This window comes from Spiractinospora alimapuensis (genome assembly GCF_018437505.1).
In the GTDB taxonomy this organism is placed as follows: domain Bacteria; phylum Actinomycetota; class Actinomycetes; order Streptosporangiales; family Streptosporangiaceae; genus Spiractinospora; species Spiractinospora alimapuensis.
In genome coordinates, this window is the sequence record NZ_CP072467.1 from 898,137 (window position 1) to 916,393 (window position 18,257).

General features: G+C 70.3%; 14 protein-coding genes, 1 pseudogene and 1 CRISPR repeat array. Of the genes and pseudogenes, 13 read left to right on the plus strand and 2 right to left on the minus strand.

Features of this window, described 5'->3' with window-relative positions; genetic code table 11:
- The first annotated feature begins 244 nt into the window (after positions 1–244).
- Genes J4H86_RS04220 through J4H86_RS04230 form a run of 3 tightly spaced genes read left to right on the plus strand, consistent with a single transcriptional unit; the run spans position 245 to position 2,873 of the window.
- Positions 245–1,045, plus strand: coding sequence for an alpha/beta hydrolase (locus tag J4H86_RS04220; RefSeq protein ID WP_236542196.1), 801 nt, complete (start codon positions 245–247; stop codon positions 1,043–1,045).
- Entirely contained in the window at positions 1,045–2,025 is a 981-nt protein-coding gene (locus J4H86_RS04225) for an ATP-binding cassette domain-containing protein (protein WP_236543892.1), read from the plus strand. Before J4H86_RS04220 ends, J4H86_RS04225 begins: the two co-directional genes overlap by 1 nt.
- Complete coding sequence (locus J4H86_RS04230; protein WP_236542197.1) at positions 2,022–2,873, plus strand: ABC transporter permease; 852 nt, start codon at positions 2,022–2,024, stop codon at positions 2,871–2,873. Before J4H86_RS04225 ends, J4H86_RS04230 begins: the two co-directional genes overlap by 4 nt.
- Before the next feature lie 97 nt (positions 2,874–2,970).
- Here the strand turns inward: J4H86_RS04230 and J4H86_RS04235 are convergent, their stop codons facing one another.
- Complete coding sequence (locus J4H86_RS04235; RefSeq protein WP_236542198.1) at positions 2,971–3,531, minus strand: Uma2 family endonuclease; 561 nt, start codon at positions 3,529–3,531, stop codon at positions 2,971–2,973.
- Positions 3,532–3,659: 128 nt separating this feature from the next.
- Entirely contained in the window at positions 3,660–4,649 is a 990-nt protein-coding gene (gene moaA / locus J4H86_RS04240) for a GTP 3',8-cyclase MoaA (protein WP_236542199.1), read from the minus strand.
- A 458-nt stretch (positions 4,650–5,107) separates the two neighbouring features.
- Here moaA and J4H86_RS04245 point away from each other — a divergent pair, with 458 nt between their 5' ends.
- From J4H86_RS04245 to J4H86_RS04290, 10 genes and pseudogenes are all read left to right on the plus strand, one after another.
- A complete protein-coding gene (locus J4H86_RS04245) occupies positions 5,108–6,904 on the plus strand; it encodes a glycoside hydrolase family 15 protein (protein ID WP_269134571.1) in 1,797 nt (598 codons plus the stop codon).
- 411 nt (positions 6,905–7,315) lie between these two features.
- Positions 7,316–8,243 (plus strand): annotated as a pseudogene (locus J4H86_RS04250) (FecCD family ABC transporter permease).
- Positions 8,244–8,273: 30 nt separating this feature from the next.
- Positions 8,274–9,254, plus strand: a complete 981-nt coding sequence (locus tag J4H86_RS04255; RefSeq protein ID WP_236542200.1) for an ABC transporter substrate-binding protein — start codon at positions 8,274–8,276, stop codon at positions 9,252–9,254.
- The gene (locus J4H86_RS04260) at positions 9,251–10,036 is read left to right on the plus strand and encodes an ABC transporter ATP-binding protein (protein ID WP_236542201.1); all 786 of its coding nucleotides are present in this window, start codon (positions 9,251–9,253) and stop codon (positions 10,034–10,036) included. The genes J4H86_RS04255 and J4H86_RS04260 overlap by 4 nt, the downstream gene beginning before the upstream one ends.
- Positions 10,037–10,078: 42 nt before the next feature.
- The gene (locus J4H86_RS04265; RefSeq protein ID WP_236542202.1) at positions 10,079–10,891 is read left to right on the plus strand and encodes a class I SAM-dependent methyltransferase; all 813 of its coding nucleotides are present in this window, start codon (positions 10,079–10,081) and stop codon (positions 10,889–10,891) included.
- Positions 10,892–10,900: 9 nt separating this feature from the next.
- The gene (locus J4H86_RS04270; RefSeq protein WP_236542203.1) at positions 10,901–11,578 is read left to right on the plus strand and encodes a uracil-DNA glycosylase; all 678 of its coding nucleotides are present in this window, start codon (positions 10,901–10,903) and stop codon (positions 11,576–11,578) included.
- 781 nt (positions 11,579–12,359) lie between these two features.
- A CRISPR array of direct repeats spans positions 12,360–12,814; the repeat unit is 28 nt; unit sequence GTCCGTTCCCCGCGCGCGGGGATGATCC.
- 336 nt (positions 12,815–13,150) lie between these two features.
- The gene (locus tag J4H86_RS04275; protein WP_236542204.1) at positions 13,151–16,510 is read left to right on the plus strand and encodes an NACHT domain-containing protein; all 3,360 of its coding nucleotides are present in this window, start codon (positions 13,151–13,153) and stop codon (positions 16,508–16,510) included.
- A 113-nt stretch (positions 16,511–16,623) separates the two neighbouring features.
- Positions 16,624–17,514 (plus strand): sulfotransferase family protein, encoded by an 891-nt coding sequence (locus J4H86_RS04280; RefSeq protein ID WP_236542205.1) that lies wholly within the window; start codon positions 16,624–16,626, stop codon positions 17,512–17,514.
- 135 nt (positions 17,515–17,649) lie between these two features.
- Complete coding sequence (locus J4H86_RS04285) at positions 17,650–18,030, plus strand: Rv3235 family protein (RefSeq protein WP_236542206.1); 381 nt, start codon at positions 17,650–17,652, stop codon at positions 18,028–18,030.
- Between the two features lie 37 nt (positions 18,031–18,067).
- Positions 18,068–18,229: a hypothetical protein gene (locus J4H86_RS04290; RefSeq protein WP_236542207.1), complete on the plus strand. Its 162-nt coding sequence runs from the start codon at positions 18,068–18,070 to the stop codon at positions 18,227–18,229.
- Positions 18,230–18,257 lie beyond the last annotated feature (28 nt).

The following is an 18,257-nucleotide window of genomic DNA, read 5'->3' on the forward strand; positions in this document are numbered from 1 at the left end:
CGGCAGACGCGGAATACGCCTCGCGACTGAGGCGCCGCGGCTGCGTCGGTCCCTACTGTGAGCGGGAATCGGGCGGGTGGTGGTGCTAGCCCTACCCCTTCGGTAGCCGTGGCGCGAGCAGGAGGTCGGGGGGATACGTCATCGTGGCGCACACGCCCCGACACGTACCGTCAGACACGTTCCTAGAAAACCGGCACAGAAGCGAGGAGAGACGATGGTCGCCGTGCCGCACACTCCAGTTCACTTGGGCCAGCCCCTTGAGTACGTCCCGCGCGACGTCGGCGGTGATCAGATCCTCGCTCGCGACGCCGGAGGGACCGGGCGCATCGTGGAGGCCATCGGCGACCTGGCCACCGCCGACCACATCGCGGTCATCGTTCCCGGAAACGGGCACCACCAGGGCAACTACTACACCAACGAGGAGGCCGTGGCGCCCCGGGCGCGCGGGTGGACACTCCTGCGGGAGATGCGGGCGACCGCGCCGGAGGTTCGCTCGGCGGTGGTGGTGTGGGTCGGGTACCACGCGCCCAGCGGCTTCGTCTCGGCCGCGTCCAACCGTCCCGCGCACCACGGCGCCCACGACCTCGCCCGGTTGACCCACGGCCTGCCCCGCGCCAGCCACATCACACTGGTGGGACACAGCTACGGCACCACGGTGTGCGGTCTGGCCCTCTCCTCCGCGCGGGTCCAGGACTGCGTCGCGTTGGGAAGCCCCGGCATGGGGGTGCGCTCGCACACCGAGCTCGACTACGCGGGACGGCTGTGGGCGGCACGGGCCGAGGGCGACTGGATCCGCTTCTTCCCCCAGGCGCGCGTGGGCAGCCTCGGGTTGGGCCGCGACCCGCTCCACCCGCGACTGGGCGCGACCCGGATCGCGACCGGCGCCATCACCGGTCACTGCGCCTACTACACGGCGGGCAGTGAGTCCCTGCGCAACGTGGCCCGGATCGCCACCGGTCGCTACCAGGACGTCACCCTGGCCACGGAGACACACACCGTCGCCACCGTCGAGACCGTCGACTCACGCGTCATGGAGGTCGTGTGATGGACGCCAACGATCCGGTCATTCACGCGGTCGACGTCGTCAAGACCTACGGCGCACGCGACGGGCGACGTGCCCTCGACCAGTTCTCCCTCTCGGTCACGCCGGGGACCGTGCACGCACTGCTCGGCCCGAACGGCGCCGGGAAGACCACCGCGGTACGGGTCCTCACGACGCTGCTGCGCTTCGACACCGGTCGGGTGACGGTCGCGGGCTGCGACGCCGCCTCCGCTCCCGAGCGGGTGCGTTCGCGAATCGGTCTGGCGGGACAGCACGCCGCCGTCGACGACGTCATCACCGGTCGGCAGAACCTGGAGATGTTCGCGCGGCTCTACCACATGCGCCGTCGGCAGGCCCGTGCCCGCACCGACGAGCTCCTGGAGCGTTTCGGTCTGGAGGACGCGGCCGACCGGCCCGTACGCCACTACTCCGGAGGGATGCGGCGGCGGCTCGACCTGGCGGTCAGCCTGATCCGTAGCCCCCGGGTGTTGTTCCTGGACGAGCCCACGACCGGGCTGGACCCACGCAGCCGCGCCGACGTGTGGCAGGCCGTGCGGGAACTGCTGGACAACGGCACCACGGTCCTGCTCACCACCCAGTACCTGGAGGAGGCCGACCAGCTCGCGGCGATGATCTCGGTGGTGCAGGCCGGTCGGGTCATCGCCGAGGGGAGCCCGACCGAGCTGAAGCGCCGCGTGGGCGCGGGCCGTGTGCACGTCGAGGCCGCGGACCGGGCCGACCTGCCGGCGATCGCCGGCGCGGTTCGCCACGCGACGGGTGAGGACCCCGACGTCAACCTCGAACAGATGCGGGTCGCGGTCCGCGCGCGGGAGGGGACGCGGACGCTGCGGGCCGCCGTGCGGGCGCTGGACGACGCCAACGTCGACGTCGCCGACATCGCGTTGCACCGACCCAGCCTGGACGACGTCTTCCTGAGTCTGACCGGCCAGGAGGAACGGCGCACGCTCGGAGGTGTGGCATGACGGTCCTGACGCACCCGCGCGAGGACACGGGCGAGGCGGAGCCGTGGTTCACCCGTCTGGCCTGGGGGGCGACCGACACCTGGGTGGTCACCCGACGTCATCTGCTGCACCTCGCGCGCAAGCCCGACGAGGTGGCGGGGACGTTGATGATCCCCGTGCTCGCGGTCCTGTTGTTCGGCTTCGTCTTCGGTGAGGCGATGGGCGCCGCGTTGACCCTCCCCGACGGGGACTACCGCGAGTTCCTGATGCCGGGACTGTTCGCGTTGACCATGGCGTTCGGGATCGGCAACACGACGATCGCGGTGGTGTCCGACACCCAGCGCGGCGTGGTGGACCGGTTCCGGTCCCTGCCGATGTCCTCCTCGGCGGTGCTCGCCGGCCGCGGGCTGGCCGACGTCATGATGGCCGTGGTCGACCTCGCGATCCTCGTCGGTATGGGCATACTCGTGGGGTGGCAGGTGCGCGGTGACCCGCTGTCGGCGCTCGCCGCGTTGGGCCTGCTGTTGCTGCTCCGGTTGGCGTTCAGTTGGATCGGCATCTACCTGGGGTTGTTGCTGGCCAGTCCCGAGGCCGCCATGAAGTACTTCTCGCTCGTCTTCCCGCTGGCGATGGTCGCCGACACCTTCGTCCCCACCGACATGATGCCGAGCTGGCTGGCCCCGCTGGCGGAGTGGAACCCGCTGAGCGCGACGGTGATCGCGACCCGGGAGCTGTTCGGGAACCCCTCGATCACCGGGGACTCCTTCGTCGCGCAGAACGCGCTGCTGCTGGCCGTGGTGTGGCCCCTGGTGCTGATGGCGGTGTTCGTGCCCCTCGCGGCGCGCCGCTTCCGCCGGCTGAGTGGGTGAGCCGAGGCGGGATGGAACGACGGTCGTGACTCTCCGCGGGGGCGGGCGTCACGACCGTCACTGGTGGCCGCGGCGGCGGGCGTGGCCACTCCCGGGCTCAGGCTTGCGGGTCGGTGGGGTGCGTGCCGGTGTCGACGGTGAGTTCCCCCAGGGTGCTGGACAGACGCGCCACCGCGCCGTAGGTTCGCCGCTGTCGATCCTGGTACTCCCCCGCCTGCGGTGTCCACAGCCAGGTGCAGGCGGCGCGATAGGGGTCGAAGAGCACGTACAGCGGGATCCCGGCCGTGGCGTGGAAGCCCGCCTTGTCCTCGTAGTCGTGGCGAACGCTGCTGGGCGAGACGACCTCGATCGCGATCTCGATCAGATCCGGTGGGTACTCCGCGAGGTTCTTGGCCTCCTCCGCCGCGGGAATCAACGCCAGGTCGGGGCAGAGTTCGCTGTCGAGCTCGACGGAGGGAACCCGGACGTCGCTCACGAACTCCCATCCCGCGTCCAACTGGCCCGCCAACGCGTTCCACACCAGCCGCAGTGTCTTGTTGTGCACCGGCCGGACCGGCTTCATCATGATGCCGCCCCGCAGGATCTCGACCTTGTAGCCGCCGATCTCCTCGCCGAGGTTCCGCACCGTCGACCGCGCACCGTCGAGTGCCGAGGACATGGCACCACCTCCGGTTCTCACGCCGGGTCCGGACGGGCGTCGCGGCCGGTCGATCCGCCGATCCCGCACGGGACCGGCGGTGCGTGGACGGCGGGGCTCCTCAGGGAGAAGGGACGCGTCGGCTCCCGTCACCCACCGATCGCGGACATCGGGCGGGCCGGCTGCAGGAAGCTGGGGTCGTTGATGCCGTGTCCGGGGAGTTTGGTGGCCACGGCGGCGCGCCACCGTTCGGCGAGTTCCTCGTCGGAGGCTCCGTCGCGCATCGGACCGCGCAGGTCGGACTCGTCGCGGGCGAACAGGCAGTTGCGGACCTGACCGTCGGCGGTGAGCCGAACCCGGTCGCACGCACCGCAGAAGGGGCGGGTCACCGACCCGATCACCCCCACGCGGTGCGGCCCGCCGTCCACGAGGAACGTCTCCGCGGGGGCGCTGCCGCGCTCCTCGTCGTCCGCCGGCCGCAGGTCGAACGCCGCCCCGAGCCGGTCCAGGATCTCGTCGGCGGTCACCATGGTGTCGCGCCGCCAGCCGTGCTGGGCGTCCAACGGCATCTGTTCGATGAACCGGAGTTCGTAGCCCCGGTCCAGGCAGTAGCGCAGCAGGTCCACGGCTTCGTCGTCGTTGACGTCGCGCATCAGTACCGCGTTGACCTTGACGGGCGTGAGTCCCGCGTCGGCGGCGCCGGCCAGACCGTCCAGGACGTCGCTGAGACGGTCCCTGCGGGCCAGGTCCTTGAAGACGTCCGGCTTGAGAGTGTCCAGGGAGACGTTCACCCGGTCCAGGCCCGCCTCCGCCAGCGCCGGGGCGAAGCGGGCGAGGCCGATCCCGTTGGTGGTGAGCGCGGTCTTGGGCCGGGGCTCCAGCGCGCTGGCCGCGGCGATGATCCCGGGCAGGCCCTTGCGCAGCAACGGTTCGCCGCCGGTGAAGCGCACCTCGGTGATCCCGAGCATCGTGACCCCGACGCGCAGCAACCGGCCCAGTTCGTCGTCGGTCAACAGCTCCGGCTTGGGCAGCCACTCCAGGCCCTCGGCGGGCATGCAGTAGGTACACCGGAGGTTGCACCGATCGGTGAGTGAGACCCGCAGGTCGGTGGCGACTCTTCCATAGGAGTCGGCGAGCACTGACCCCACCTCCCTCACGACATGGTCCAGCTGACCGGAATTCTCCAGTCCCCCAACCCTAAAAGATCGTGGGAGCCCTGCGCCACCAGGCGGTACCGTCCGGCCTGGGCGGACGCTCTCGGCGTCGTCCGCGTGAGTCTGCGCACCCGCATTAGTGGAGTTGCTCCCAGCGCGTCACGCCTTATGATCGTCGGAGCCGTTCCGGTGGTCCTCTCCAACCCCGAAAGACGTCTCTATTGTGATGTCCAGAGACCGCCATGCCTCCGCACAATCCCGGTAGCGTTAGGGAAACCGGCACGACACGCGTCGGTAACTCTGGGTAAACAGACGACTTCTGCGCAGTCCAGGACTAACGTAACCGGAAATCGCGGACATGCATCGGGGGGTGCGGAGTCCGGATCCGGCGCTCAGACTCCGGATGGGGAATTTCCGTACGAAGGTGTAAGGGGGTGAGCCGCGTGCCTGGGCGGATCGAGGACTACGCGCTCATTGGCGACATGCAGACCGCCGCGCTCGTGAGCCGGGACGGTTCCGTGGATTGGCTGTGTCTGCCGTACTTCGACTCCCCGGCGTGTTTCACCGCCCTGCTGGGGGACGAACAGAACGGAAACTGGTGGATCCGACCGGCCGCGGCCGAGCCGCACGCCACGCGCCGCCGTTACCGGCAGGACACACTGATCCTGGAGACCGAGTGGGAGGTACCCGAGGGAGCGGTCCGGGTCATCGACTTCATGCCACCCCGCACCGACTCACCGCACCTGGTGCGGATCGTCGAGGGGCTGCGCGGAACCGTGCGGATGAACACGGCGCTGCGGCTGCGGTTCGACTACGGCAGTGTGGTGCCGTGGATCCACCGGGACGGCAATGAGGTCGTCGCGGTCGCGGGACCGGACTCGGTCTGGGTCAGCTCACCGGTACCGATGGAGGGGCACAACTTCTCCCACGACGCCACCTTCACCGTGAGCGCCGGCCAGCGGGTTCCCTTCGTGCTCACCTGGCATCCGTCGCACGAGACGGAGTCGGCGCACCTCGACGCCGAGAAGTCCCTGAGTCGCACCGAGCGGTTCTGGCGTAACTGGGTGGAGACCTGCACCTACGACGACCAGTACCGCGAGCCCGTCATCCGGTCCCTCATCACCTTGAAGGCGTTGACGTTCAGCCCCACCGGCGGCATCGTGGCCGCGCCCACCGCCTCCCTGCCCGAGGAGATCGGCGGGGTGCGCAACTGGGACTACCGCTACTGCTGGCTGCGGGACGCGACCATCACCCTCGAGGCGTTGATGCGCAGCGGCTACACCGCCGAGGCGCGGGAGTGGCGCGAGTGGCTGGTACGCGCCGTGGCGGGCGAACCACAGCACATGCAGATCATGTACGGCATCCGCGGCGAACGTCGACTGTCGGAGTGGACGGCCGACTGGCTCCCCGGATACGAGAACTCCCGCCCCGTCCGCATCGGCAACGCCGCCGTGGGCCAGCACCAGCTCGACGTGTACGGCGAGGTGATGGACTCCCTGCACCTGGCCCGGCGATCGGGCCTGCAGGGCGAGGAGCACATCTGGGGCGTCCAACGGTCCCTGGTGAACTACCTGGAATGGTGCTGGGACGAGCCGGACGAGGGCCTGTGGGAGGTGCGGGGTCCGCGCCAGCAGTTCGTCCACTCCAAGGTGATGGCGTGGGTCGCCGCGGACCGCGCGGTGCGGATGATCGAGGAGTTCGGCAAGGAGGGACCCGTCGAACGGTGGCGCGCGCTCCGCGACACCATTCATGCCGAGGTCTGTGAGTACGGCTTCGACCAGCAACGCAACACCTTCACGCAGTACTACGGAAGCAAGGAACTCGACGCCTCGCTCCTGCTCATTCCGGAGGTCGGGTTCCTTCCCTACGACGACCCCCGGGTGGTCGGCACGATCGAGGCGATCCAGCGGGACCTCATGGACGACGGGTTCGTGTTGCGCTACCACACGGCCGGGGACGACTCCGTCGACGGGCTTCCCGGGCAGGAGGGCGCGTTCCTCGCGTGCAGCTTCTGGCTCGCCAACGCGCTGTTGTCCATCGGTCGGGTGGGCGAGGCGCGGGAGCTGTTCCACCGACTGCTGTCCCTGCGCAACGACGTCGGGCTCCTCGCGGAGGAGTACGACCCGCACGGCAAGCGGCAGGTCGGCAACTTCCCCCAGGCGTTCAGCCACGTCCCTCTGGTGACCACCGCGCTCAACCTCTCGCGTCACGACGGCATGCGGCGCGGCGAGACCGACTAGCCGGTCGTTCCCGACAGCGGCGGTCCCCTCCCGGGGGCCGCCGCTGTTTCGGTGTGCCCGCCCCGTCCGTGGACGAGGCGCGGACCGCGGGCCCCAGCGGTCCCGGACCCGGATCCCGGTCTGTGGAGACAATCCGCACCACGTCGCCGGTTGACTCCCACCCGCCACAGGTGCAAATTAATCGCAGATGCGAATTATTTGCAGGAACGGACCTCGGGAAGGGTGACGACGCTGGCGACCACCGTGAACAGGAGTACCGGCGACCAAGAGTCGACCGAGCCCCGGGACGACCTCGGGTACTCCGCACAACGCCGCCGCACCGCCCTGTGGGTGACCTGCCTGACGCTCGTGCTTGGCCTCAGCGTCGTCCTCGCCGTCGGCATCGGCCCCGTACGAGTGGCGCCGGGGACGGTGGCCCGCATCATCGGGCACAACGTCATCGGATGGCCCGGCGACGTCACCTGGACCGCGTCCGAGGCGTCGATCGCCTGGGACGTGCGGCTCCCCCGTGTGCTCCTCGGGGCGGCCGTCGGTTCCGGCCTCGCCGTCAGCGGTCTGGCGCTGCAGGCGATGGTGCGCAACATGCTGGCGGACCCCTACATCCTCGGCGTCACCTCCGGCGCCTCGACCGGCGCCGCCGGTGCGATCCTGTTCGGGTTCGGCGCCGGGTTCGGGGAAAACGCCCTGTCGGCCAGCGCGTTCCTCGGCGCGTTGGGCGCCTCGGTGCTCGTGTTCTTCGTAGCCCGCGCCGGAGGGCGGATCACCTCACTACGGTTGCTGATGGCGGGCGTCGCGGTCGGCTACGCCCTATACGCCGCCACCAGTTTCCTGATCTTCGCCGCCGACTCGGCCGAGGGAGCACGCTCGGTGCTCTTCTGGCTCCTCGGCTCGCTGGGGCTGGCACGGTGGTCGGGCCCACTGGCCGTCGTCCTCGTGGTCGTGTGCGTGACCGTGCTGGCGATGATGCTGTGGAGCCGCCAGTTGGACGCGTTGGCCATCGGTGACGAGACCGCACGCGTTGGGCGTCCGACCCACCCGCTTTCGGGTCGGCATGCTCGCCCTGGTCTCGCTGTGCGTCGGCTCGGTCGTGGCCGCCGCCGGCGGCATCGGCTTCGTCGGTCTCGTGATTCCCCACCTCGCCCGCCGCCTCGTCGGCGCGGCACACACCCGGGTCGTCCCGGTCGCCGCCCTGGTCGGCGCGATCTTCCTGGTGTGGGCCGACGTCGTGGCGCGGGTCGCCCTCATCCCGCGGGAGCTGCCGATCGGGATCATCACGGCGCTCGTCGGCGCCCCCTTCCTGCTCCTGCTGGTCCGCCGATTCCACTCCGCGACCCATTGACAGCCCCCCACGACCCGAAAAAGGACGGGAATGCCCCGCTCACTGAGACTTCCGCTGTGTGTGGCGACGCTGACCCTGGCGGCGAGCGCCTGCGGCGGCGGCACCACCTCCACCGACGCGGCCGCGGGGGATCCGGTGACCGTCGACAACTGCGGCACCGAACTCAGCTTCGGGACCCCTCCCGAGCGGGTCATCCTGTTGGAGAGCGCTCCGGTGTCCGCGCTGTCGGCACTCGGAGTACTCGACTCGGTGGTGCTCCGCGCGGGCGCCTACCCCGAGGAGTACTACGACGACGCGACCAACCAGACGATCCAGGACACCGCCTCCCTGGGCGACGACCTGGACGAGAGCGGGCACCTGGAGATCTCCCAGGAGGTGATCATCGCGGAGGACCCCGATCTGGTGATGGGGCTTCCCGACGGGATCACCCGTGAGTCGCTGGACTCGGTGGGCATCCCCGCCCTCGTCCATCCGGTCTACTGCCCCGAGGGGGTGGAACCGGCGCGGTTCGACGACGTGTACGACCAGGTGGAGAGCTACGGCCGGATCTTCGACCGCGCCGATGAGGCCGACGAGGTCGTCACCTCCCTGCGGGAGCGGGTGGAGACGATCGAGCGCCAGGCCGCCGACGAACCGGAGCGCACCGCCGCCGTCCTGTTCCCCACCGTGGGTGGCGGCACCACCTACGCCTACGGCAGTCACAGCATGGCCGACCCGCAGCTCGCCGCCGCCGGCCTGACCAACGTGTTCGGCGACGTCGAGGAACGCGTCTTCGAGGTCGCCACGGAGACCCTGGTCGACCTGGACCCCGACGTGCTCGTGCTCCTCCACGTCGACGGTGACCCCGAGCCGGTGCGCCAGGCCATGGTCGACCTCCCGGGCGCCGACAGCATCACCGCCGTCCAGGAGGACGCCATCCACGTCCAACTGTTCAACTTCACCGAGCCGCCCACGCCGCTCGCGGTGGACGGCCTGGAACGCATCGCCGAGGAGTTCGGGACGGACCAATGATCACCGCAGCGGGAATCTCGTTCGCGTTCGGGACCGCCCCCGTCCTGGAGGGTGTCGACATCGAGGCGCGTCCCGGACGCGTGGTGGGCCTCATCGGTCCCAACGGCAGCGGCAAGACCACCCTGCTGCGCACCCTCTACGCCGCGCTGCGTCCCCGTGCCGGCATGGTCACACTGGACGAGGCCCCCGTGGCGGACGTTCCCCCTCGGGAGGTCGCCCGTCGCCTCGCCGTCGTGGCGCAGGAGGGCACAGGGGAGCTGCCCCTGTCCGTGACCGACCTCGTCCTCCTGGGGCGTACGCCGCACCTGTCCACCTTCCAGCGGACCGGCGCGGAGGACCACGCGATCGCGGCGTCCGCGCTGCGCCGGGTGGGGGCCCGGCACCTGGCGGACCGCGTCTTCTCCGGCCTGTCTGGCGGTGAGAAGCAGCGGGTGCTGATCGCGCGGGCGCTCGCCCAACAGGCCGACCACCTCCTCCTGGACGAACCAACGAATCACCTGGACATCCGCTACCAACACGAGGTGCTGGACATCGTGCGCGGACTGGGTGTCACCACCGTCGTGGTGTTGCACGACCTGAACCTCGCCGCGCGGTACTGCGACGACCTCGTGCTGTTGCACGAGGGCCGCGTCAGCGCCGCCGGAGCGCCCGCCGACGTGTTGTCCCCCGAGGTCCTCGAACCCGTCTACCGCATCGGGGTGGAGCAGGTCCGCACCGGCGACGAACTCCACCTGCTCTTCCGCCCACTGCGCCACGACGCGGCCGTCGAGAAGAGCGCCTGAACGACCCACCACCCACGCCGACCCCACACGAACGAGGAACGGATGCCCCACCCCACTCCCCGACCCTGGTCCGCCTCCGAGGCCTCGGACGAGGCGGTGAGCTCCGAGTACGCTCAGTCGAACATCACCGGGTACTGGGACCACCGCGCTGAGTCCTACGACGCCTTCCAGACCCGGCGGCTGCGCAACGACGAGATCCGACGGGCCTGGCTGTCGGTCTGGGCACGACACCTTCCCGCCTCCCCCGCGCGGATCCTCGACGCCGGGACCGGTCCGGGCCACATGGCGCGCCTCCTCACCGAACTGGGCCACTCCGTGATCGGAATCGATGCCTCCCAAGGGATGATCGACCGCGCGCGTGCGCACGCGCGGGTACACAGCGCGCCCACGGGAACGAGTCCGGAGTACCTCCGCGCCGACGCCGTCGCTCCGGACTTCCCGCCCAACAGCTTCGACGTGGTGACGAGCCGCTACGTCCTGTGGACCCTGCGTACGCCCGAGGAAGCGCTCGCGAACTGGCTCCGACTCCTGCGCCCCGGAGGTCGACTCGTGTGTGTCGACAGCACCTGGTTCCCCGACGGCGTCCGCGCCGGTGGCACCGGCGACGCGTCGTTCCGTTCCCGCTACGACGACCAGGTCCTGGCCCGGCTGCCTCTGGCCGAGTCCGACACCATCGAGGACACCGCTGCCGCCGTCCGACGCGCCGGCTTTGCCGCGACCACCGTGACTCCCCTGCCGGAACTGCTGGAGCTGGACCACCGCCACGGGGTCGCCAGGGACCACGAGCCTCGGATCCAGTTCGTCGTCTCCGCCCGGCGTGACCGAACCGCACCGCCTGTCACTCAGCGGCAGTAGGGTGCTGCCATGACATCACGGCCCCTGAACGAGCTCATGGACGAGGGTTGGGCGAAGGCCCTGGAGCCGGTCGCCGAGACGATCGGCAGGATGGGGGACTTCCTGCGCGCGGAGATCGCCGCGGGGCGCACCTACCTCCCCGCGGGCGATAACGTGCTGCGCGCGTTCCACCAGCCCTTCGACCAGGTCCGGGTCCTGCTGGTCGGCCAGGATCCCTACCCCACCCCGGGGCACGCGGTCGGCCTGAGCTTCTCGGTGGCGCCGGAGGTCCGCCCCATCCCCGGGAGTCTGCGCAACATCTTCACCGAGTACTGCGACGACCTCGGCCTCCCGCAACCCAGCAACGGCGACCTCACCCCGTGGACGGAGCGCGGTGTCCTGCTGTTGAACCGGTCCCTCTCGGTGGCACCGCGCAAGCCCAACTCCCACGCGAACAAGGGCTGGGAGGATGTCACCGACCAGGCCATCCGTGCCCTCGCCGCCCGTGGTACCCCCATGGTGTCGATCCTGTGGGGCAGCAAGGCCCGCAACCTGCGCCGCCTGATGCCCAACGTCCCGGCGGTGGAGTCCACCCACCCCAGCCCCATGTCGGCCCACAACGGCTTCTTCGGCACCCGCCCCTTCAGCCGCGCCAACGCCCTGCTCCAACAGCAGGGCGCCGACCCCATCGACTGGACCCTCCCCTAGAAGGGGCGTTCCACCATCGGGCACGGCCCAGCACCAGCGGGGAAGGGAGCAGTGGCCTCCCCACCGACGCACGGCTGTCCCGATCGTCGTGCTCCACGTCCGCGACGCGCGACTGGTGCCGAGTTCCACGCGAGAAAGTCAATTCGGGAAAAGACCACGTGTGTCCGTTATGCCGGAATTTCGAGAAGCAAAGAAATCCGACGCTTGCCAGTGGTAAGCACGCAGGTCATAAAGTGTCCGTTCCCCGCACGCGGGGATGCCCCCTCTTGCCACCGCGACGGTGACCGGGGAGTTGGGTCCGTTCCCCGCACGCGGGGATGCCCCCGCACAAGATCCTTACGCCCCGCCATACCCATCGTCCGTTCCCCGCACGCGGGGATGCCCCCCCGCCATACCCATACACCAAACCGTTCAACGGGTCCGTTCCCCGCACGCGGGGACGACCCCCAACCTCGGCCATCCCCACTGCGAGACCTGGTCGACACCACGTCGGAGGCTAACTACCCGCGCCACCAAGGAGCCATCATCCGTGGAGTTGGCATTACGCCTGTCGGCATCGCTGTTGTCTTGCGACGGCTTCGCGACACGCGACTGGCGTCGTAACCGGGTGGCGCGGCGGGCCAGGCGCGCGCAGTTGCCTGGCCCGCCGTGTTCGTGTGTGGCACCCTGTTTCGCACGCGCGTTAATTCGGGGGAGGCAGTATTGCCTGTCCGTTATGCCGGAATTTCGAGAAGTAAAGAAATCCGACGCTTGCCAGTGGTAAGTGCGCAGGTCATGAAGTGTCCGTTCCCCGCGCGCGGGGATGATCCCCGGCGAAACGCCAGCTCACGCAGATCCGCGTCGTCCGTTCCCCGCGCGCGGGGATGATCCCGCGGCCCGCATCGACTCATACCGCCGGCTGTAGTCCGTTCCCCGCGCGCGGGGATGATCCCGGTTCGGGGACGAAGCTGGTCTTCACCAACGAGTCCGTTCCCCGCGCGCGGGGATGATCCCGAGGAGAACGTTCACCGTGACCACCGCCCTGTGTCCGTTCCCCGCGCGCGGGGATGATCCGCTCTACGAGATCCTCATAGGTGATCGCCGCGGGTCCGTTCCCCGCGCGCGGGGATGATCCCGGTCGACCGAGGCGGCGAAGCATTCGATCGGCGTCCGTTCCCCGCACGCGGGGATGACCCGCACTGCGACGTGCTTCGCGCACGACCACCGCCGTCCGTTCCCCGCGCGCGGGTATGGCCCCGGGGGCTACGACAAGCCACCCATGACCAGTAGCTCCATCACGTACGTCACCACTGTCCGGAACTAGCGTCGCCCCCGCGCATTCGCACTGTAGGACCGCTGGCGCGCTTGGTGGGTGCCGCTCGGAATGTGCGCGGGCGTTCCTGGGAGCCCCGCCGCGGTACGGGCGCTGGCGCGACCACACCGCTCCGATCTGACTGTCGTGCTCCGCGCCGTGGTCGCCTGGGTGAGGGGGTCGGCCCGGTGGGGGCGCGATTGCCTGTGCTGTGGGCCGTTTTCCTATCATGGCGGCGCGCCATCGCTCCGTTGGCAGCGTCGAACCGGGGAGGACCCCGCATGTCTGGCTCACGATCCGCGCTGTCCTACGCCGAGGCGCTCCGGGTGCTCGGGGGCGGGGACTCGGCGGCCGCGGCGTTCGCGGAACGGGTCGCGGAGGGGGCGCTGGAACTGCTCGGGGTGCCCGGGTTGGGTGGGCTGCGGGGACTGATCGTCAAACACGGGCGGGAGCAGCTCGGCCGGCTCACGGGGACGCTCCGGGGCGCGGGGCGGTTGGACCGGTCCGACCGGCTCGCGGCGGCGCACGCGATCATCGTCGTCGAAGCGTACTTCGAGGCGTTGGCCGAGGACCCCCCGGAGGGGATCCCGATGGAGTTCTCCGCGGCGGAGAAGTCCGCGTTGGGCAGCGTGGAGTCCGTTCCGGACGGCCGTTCGGCATTGCTGCGCCAACTCGCCTCCGCCCCGATCCCCCTCCCGTCGCCCTCCCGTTCCCCGGAGGAGAACCGGCTCGCGGTCCAGGAGTATCTCGACACCACGTTGGTCGCGGCGACTCGCAGGTTCGTGCGGGGACTGGCGTGGTGGGACGAGGCGGACGAGACCCGTCGCGGCGCGTTGCTGGACGCGCTCGGTCGGGTCACCGGGCGGGCCATGACCCGCTACGCCGAGTCCTACCGACAGCTCGTGGCCGAGCACGCGGAGTTCGCCGCGTGGAACGCGGGTGTCGAACACGCCGCGACGCGTCACCGGGTGGAAACCGGCCTCGCCCAGCTCGGCGGGTTGCTGGCCCGCATGAGCACCGGTCCCACCGCCGGCGAGCGCCGCTCCGTGCTCGCCGCCCGCCACCGCGCCGTCCTGACTCGCCCCATCCTGGACACCCCCGAGATCCCGCGCGGGTTCGTCCTGCCGACGTTGGAGGAGAGCTACATCAACCCCCGGGGGCGCGTGGGGCAGGCCGTCCGGGACGTGCAGCCCGGTTCGGACGCGTGGGCCGAGGACAGTCCGCTCCGGGACGACATCCAGTCCGTGTTGGCGGGGGAGCTCACCGGTCCCGACGCGGTCGACCGGCCGCTGGTGCTGCTGGGCCATCCGGGGTCGGGCAAGTCACTGCTCACCCAGGTGCTCGCGGCGCGGCTTCCGGCGGAGGACTTCCTTCCCATCCGGGTCACCCTGCGCGACGTGCCGGCCGACGCACCGGTGCGGGAGCAGATCGAACACGCGCTGCGAGAGGCGATCGGGGAGCCGATGTCCTGGGCGGACGTCGCCCGCTCGGCGGAGGGGGCCCTTCCGGTCGTGCTGCTGGACGGTTTCGACGAGCTGCTCCAAGCCGCGGGGAAGGACCAGGGCGACTATCTGGAGCGGGTCCGGGAGTTCCAGCGTCGGGAGGCGGAACTGGGACGTCCCCTCGCCGCGGTGGTCACCTCCCGGACCGTGGTGGGCGATCGGGTGCGGTTCCCCGACCGGTGCCCCGTCATCCGACTGGAGCCCCTCACCAGTGCCCAGATTCGCCGTGGGCTCGCGGTGTGGAACGACGCGAACCCCACCGCCGACCCGCTGACGCTCGACCACCTGACCCCCGTTCGTGAGCTCGCCGAACAGCCCCTCATGTTGCAAATGCTGATGCTCTACGACGTGGAGGGCGCCGCGCTGCGCACGGGTACCGAACTCAGCCGTAGTGGCCTCTACACCGAGCTGCTGACCGCCTTCGCCGCGCGCGAGGTGCGCCGCGCTCACTCGCACCTGGTGGCCGCGGAGACCGCCCGAGCGGTCGAGGAGGAGCTGCGTCAGTTGGAGGTCGCCGCTCTCGGGATGTTCCTGCGCCAGGGACAGCGCATCACGGCCGACCAGTTGGACACCGATCTCGCCGCGCTCCGCGCCGAACCGCCCCAGCCGGCCCAGGCGGCCCAGGCGGCCCCGTCACCGACCGGAGGGGGCCCCGACGCGCGGCGCGTCCTCGGCCGCTTCTTCTTCGTCAACGTCTCCCGGGCCAACGACCAGCACCACGAACGGTTGGTGTACGAGTTCCTGCACGCCACGTTCGGTGAGTTCCTCGTGGCACGGGCGGTCGTGAGCGCGGTCGTGGACCTGGCGACCGCCCGCGCGGAGTCGGCCCGGGGACGGCTCCCCACACCCCTGGACGACGGCCCGCTCTACGCGCTGTGCTCCTTCGGGGTACTGGCGCGCCGCTCCCCGGTCGTGGAGTTCGTGGAGGAACTCCTCGCGCATCGCTTCGGCTCCGCCCTGGTACGCCGGTCCGACGTCCACGCGCTGCTGGTGGAATTGTTCCGCGCCGCCCCCTACCCGCACCCGGCACGTTCCCGAGGCGGCTACGAGCCCATCCGACTGCCCGTCACCTCCCGACAGGCCCGCTATACCGCGAACCTGCTCTGCCTGCTGGTATTGGTGTCCCCGGAGCCGATCGACATCGCCGAGCTGTTCCCCGACGCCGAGGACTCCCGAGCAGCGTGGCGGGGGCAGGCGGGCCAGTGGCTGGACCTGCCCTGGGACGGCTGGCACGGCATGCTGGACACGGTCCGGCTGCGCCACACGGCCGCGGACGACGGCTCGTTGGTGAGCGTGGTGGAGCGAGAGCGCGGCGACCCGCTCAACGTCGGCGAGTGTCTGGGTCTGGAGATGAGGCACGCCGGCGACATCGACATCGTGGACCCACGCGCCATCGAGGTCCCTGCGGCGGGAATCACCGGCCGGCTCCTGCGCTCGATCGCGCTGCGCGTCAACGGTACCGCCGCCCGCACCACACTGACGCTGCTGCCCTATCTCCGCCACGTCTCCGACCTGCTCACCGAGTGGTTCGACGACGCCGTGGACGCGGGGGTCCTGTGGTCGCAGACCCACGACATCCTGGAGCTCCGACTCGCGCCTCCCAGCACCGACCCCCGGGGACGGCTCACCCGCTACGAGCGACTCCTGGCCACCCGTACCCTCGGTCGGATCGAACTGCTGACGCTGCGTCAGGCCACCGAGGACCTCGCGGTACTGAAACACCGACCGTCTCCTCCTCCGACCGGCGACACCGAGTCAACGATGGACACCGACCTCTACCGGAGTTTCCTTCGGTCGACGGTGCTGCGGTACCTGGACCAGCTCCACCGACGTGTCGAGGGTCCGGTCCTCCATCCTCGCGAGGTGCGCCCGGTGCTGGACCATCTCGCCTCCCACCTACCGCAGAAGGACTCCCCCGCCGTCCACCACGTGCGAGATCGCCTGGCGAAACAGGCGACACCCCCGCAGCGCCCCGCGCCCGTCGCGGCGGCGGGTGACACGCCCGGCCCCGGTGCCGGTCCACCGCGCGGCGCCACCGGCGGCGGGCGAGTGGATCCGACCCTCAGCCGGAGGAACGAGCACGCGCGCCAGTTCGGCTCCGGCGGCGGCACCAAGGGCCTACACGGAAGTGCCGGCTGACGGACGCCAACCGCTCTACTCTGGGACAACCGCGGCGACGCCACACGCGGACGCCGCGGCGTGGCCGGCGTGGCGCACGGACCAATCCGACATCAATGCCAAAATCGTTCACGATGACGCAACAGCCCTACATTCTGGTGGTCAACTCCCGGGTTGTGCACCGCCCCCTGTTCCTGATCGGGGCACCGCACTCGGGAGTCGAGGTACTGGCCCGCGCCCTGGGCCACTGCGCGGGTCTCTACCTCACGTCCGGTCGACCCGCCGTGCTGCAGGCGATCTACGCCCTGGCCCGCCGCCCCTCGATCACGCACGGGCGCGCGGCGGGCACCGCCGCCATGTTGCGGGACGCCTTCGCCACGGCGTGGCAGCTCACCACCGACAGTTGCCCGGACTGCTCGCCCCGGGCGCGACCCGGCACCGCACCGTGGGACGTCGACGCCACCCTGTGCCGGCATGGGCGCGGGATGGAGGCGTTCGGTGACGCCAGCCCGGACCTGCTGTACTCGGCCGAGGCCCTCGCGCTGACCTTTCCCGACGCCCGCTTCGTCCAGGTGATCCGCGACGGGCGGGACGCCGTCGCCTCGATGCTGGGCGACAGCCAGATGATGTCGTGGTTCCGTACCGACGTCGTGGCTCGGCTGGACGAACTCCCCCACCCGTTCTTCGGGATCGAGACCGAGGAGGACAAGGCGGGTTACGGAGAGCTGTCCAACGCCGCGCGGTGCGCCCTGCGCTGGCGCAGCGCGATCCGCCTCTCCGCCCGGCTGCGCAGTGAGCTGGCCGAGGACCGGATGATCACGATCCGCTACGAGGAGATCCCGGGCAACGAGGTCGCGGTCGCGGAGCGACTGACGAGCTTCGTCGGGCGGGGGGTCTCCGCCTCGGAGCTCATGACCGACACCAGCTACCGGATCGGCATGTGGCGACGCGGACTCGACCGAGATCAGTACGCCCATGTCCGCACCACCGCGGGGACGGAACTCGCGCGGCTCGGCTACACCTGAGAACAGCACGTCACGGGGTCGCGGGTGCCGACGGTGACGCACCGGACCAACAAGCTGGAATTCCAGCGTGGCTCCGGCCCGCCCCTCGGCACTCTGGACGGATGCATACTCGCGTCGACGAGAGGACGGGCATCCGTGATCCCCCACACATCCCTCACTCACGCCCAACCGCCCCGACCCCACCCCGCGATCGTCGTCTCCTCTCCCCCGTCGGCCCCACTGTCCCATTTCGGCCAACTCGCCCAGGCGGTCGCCGAGACCCTCGCGACTCGACGCGACCCCCGTCAACTCCATCCCCTGATGACACCGGCCGCGTTCGAGTGTCTCCAGGACAACATCGGCGTCTACGGTTGGCGCACCACACCACGCCTACGGCGTCTGCGCTCCCTCTCCCCCCGCCCAGGCGCCCTCGAGGTCTGCGCCGTCGTGCAGTGCGGCGGACGGGTCCGGGCGCTCGCCCTGCGCTTCGAGGGTGTCGAGCGGGCCTGGCTCTGCTGCTACCTACGCACCGCCTGACGACCGGCTCATGATCGTCACCAGTAGGATGATCCGCATGGGTGAAATCGGACTCTTCGAACTTGTCCTGCTGGTGGCGATGCTGGCGGCCCCGCTCGCCATCCTCGGCGCGGCCGTCGTCTACGTCGTGCGCGTCGCCCGGCTGGGACCCGCGGAAACACTCAACCGCGCGACGCGCCGCAGAAATCTCCCGCAGTAATCAACCGACTACTTTTCGCACGCACACC

Excerpts from the sequence above, each read along its gene's own strand:
- J4H86_RS04225 (WP_236543892.1), top strand. The coding sequence starts at position 1,045 with ATGGACGCCAACGATCCGGTCATTCACGCGGTCGACGTCGTCAAGACC.
- J4H86_RS04230 (WP_236542197.1), top strand. The coding sequence starts at position 2,022 with ATGACGGTCCTGACGCACCCGCGCGAGGACACGGGCGAGGCGGAGCCG.
- J4H86_RS04235 (WP_236542198.1), bottom strand. The coding sequence starts at position 3,531 with ATGTCCTCGGCACTCGACGGTGCGCGGTCGACGGTGCGGAACCTCGGC.
- J4H86_RS04255 (WP_236542200.1), top strand. The coding sequence starts at position 8,274 with ATGCCCCGCTCACTGAGACTTCCGCTGTGTGTGGCGACGCTGACCCTG.
- J4H86_RS04260 (WP_236542201.1), top strand. The coding sequence starts at position 9,251 with ATGATCACCGCAGCGGGAATCTCGTTCGCGTTCGGGACCGCCCCCGTC.
- J4H86_RS04265 (WP_236542202.1), top strand. The coding sequence starts at position 10,079 with ATGCCCCACCCCACTCCCCGACCCTGGTCCGCCTCCGAGGCCTCGGAC.
- J4H86_RS04270 (WP_236542203.1), top strand. The coding sequence starts at position 10,901 with ATGACATCACGGCCCCTGAACGAGCTCATGGACGAGGGTTGGGCGAAG.
- J4H86_RS04275 (WP_236542204.1), top strand. The coding sequence starts at position 13,151 with ATGTCTGGCTCACGATCCGCGCTGTCCTACGCCGAGGCGCTCCGGGTG.
- J4H86_RS04280 (WP_236542205.1), top strand. The coding sequence starts at position 16,624 with ATGACGCAACAGCCCTACATTCTGGTGGTCAACTCCCGGGTTGTGCAC.
- J4H86_RS04290 (WP_236542207.1), top strand. The coding sequence starts at position 18,068 with ATGGGTGAAATCGGACTCTTCGAACTTGTCCTGCTGGTGGCGATGCTG.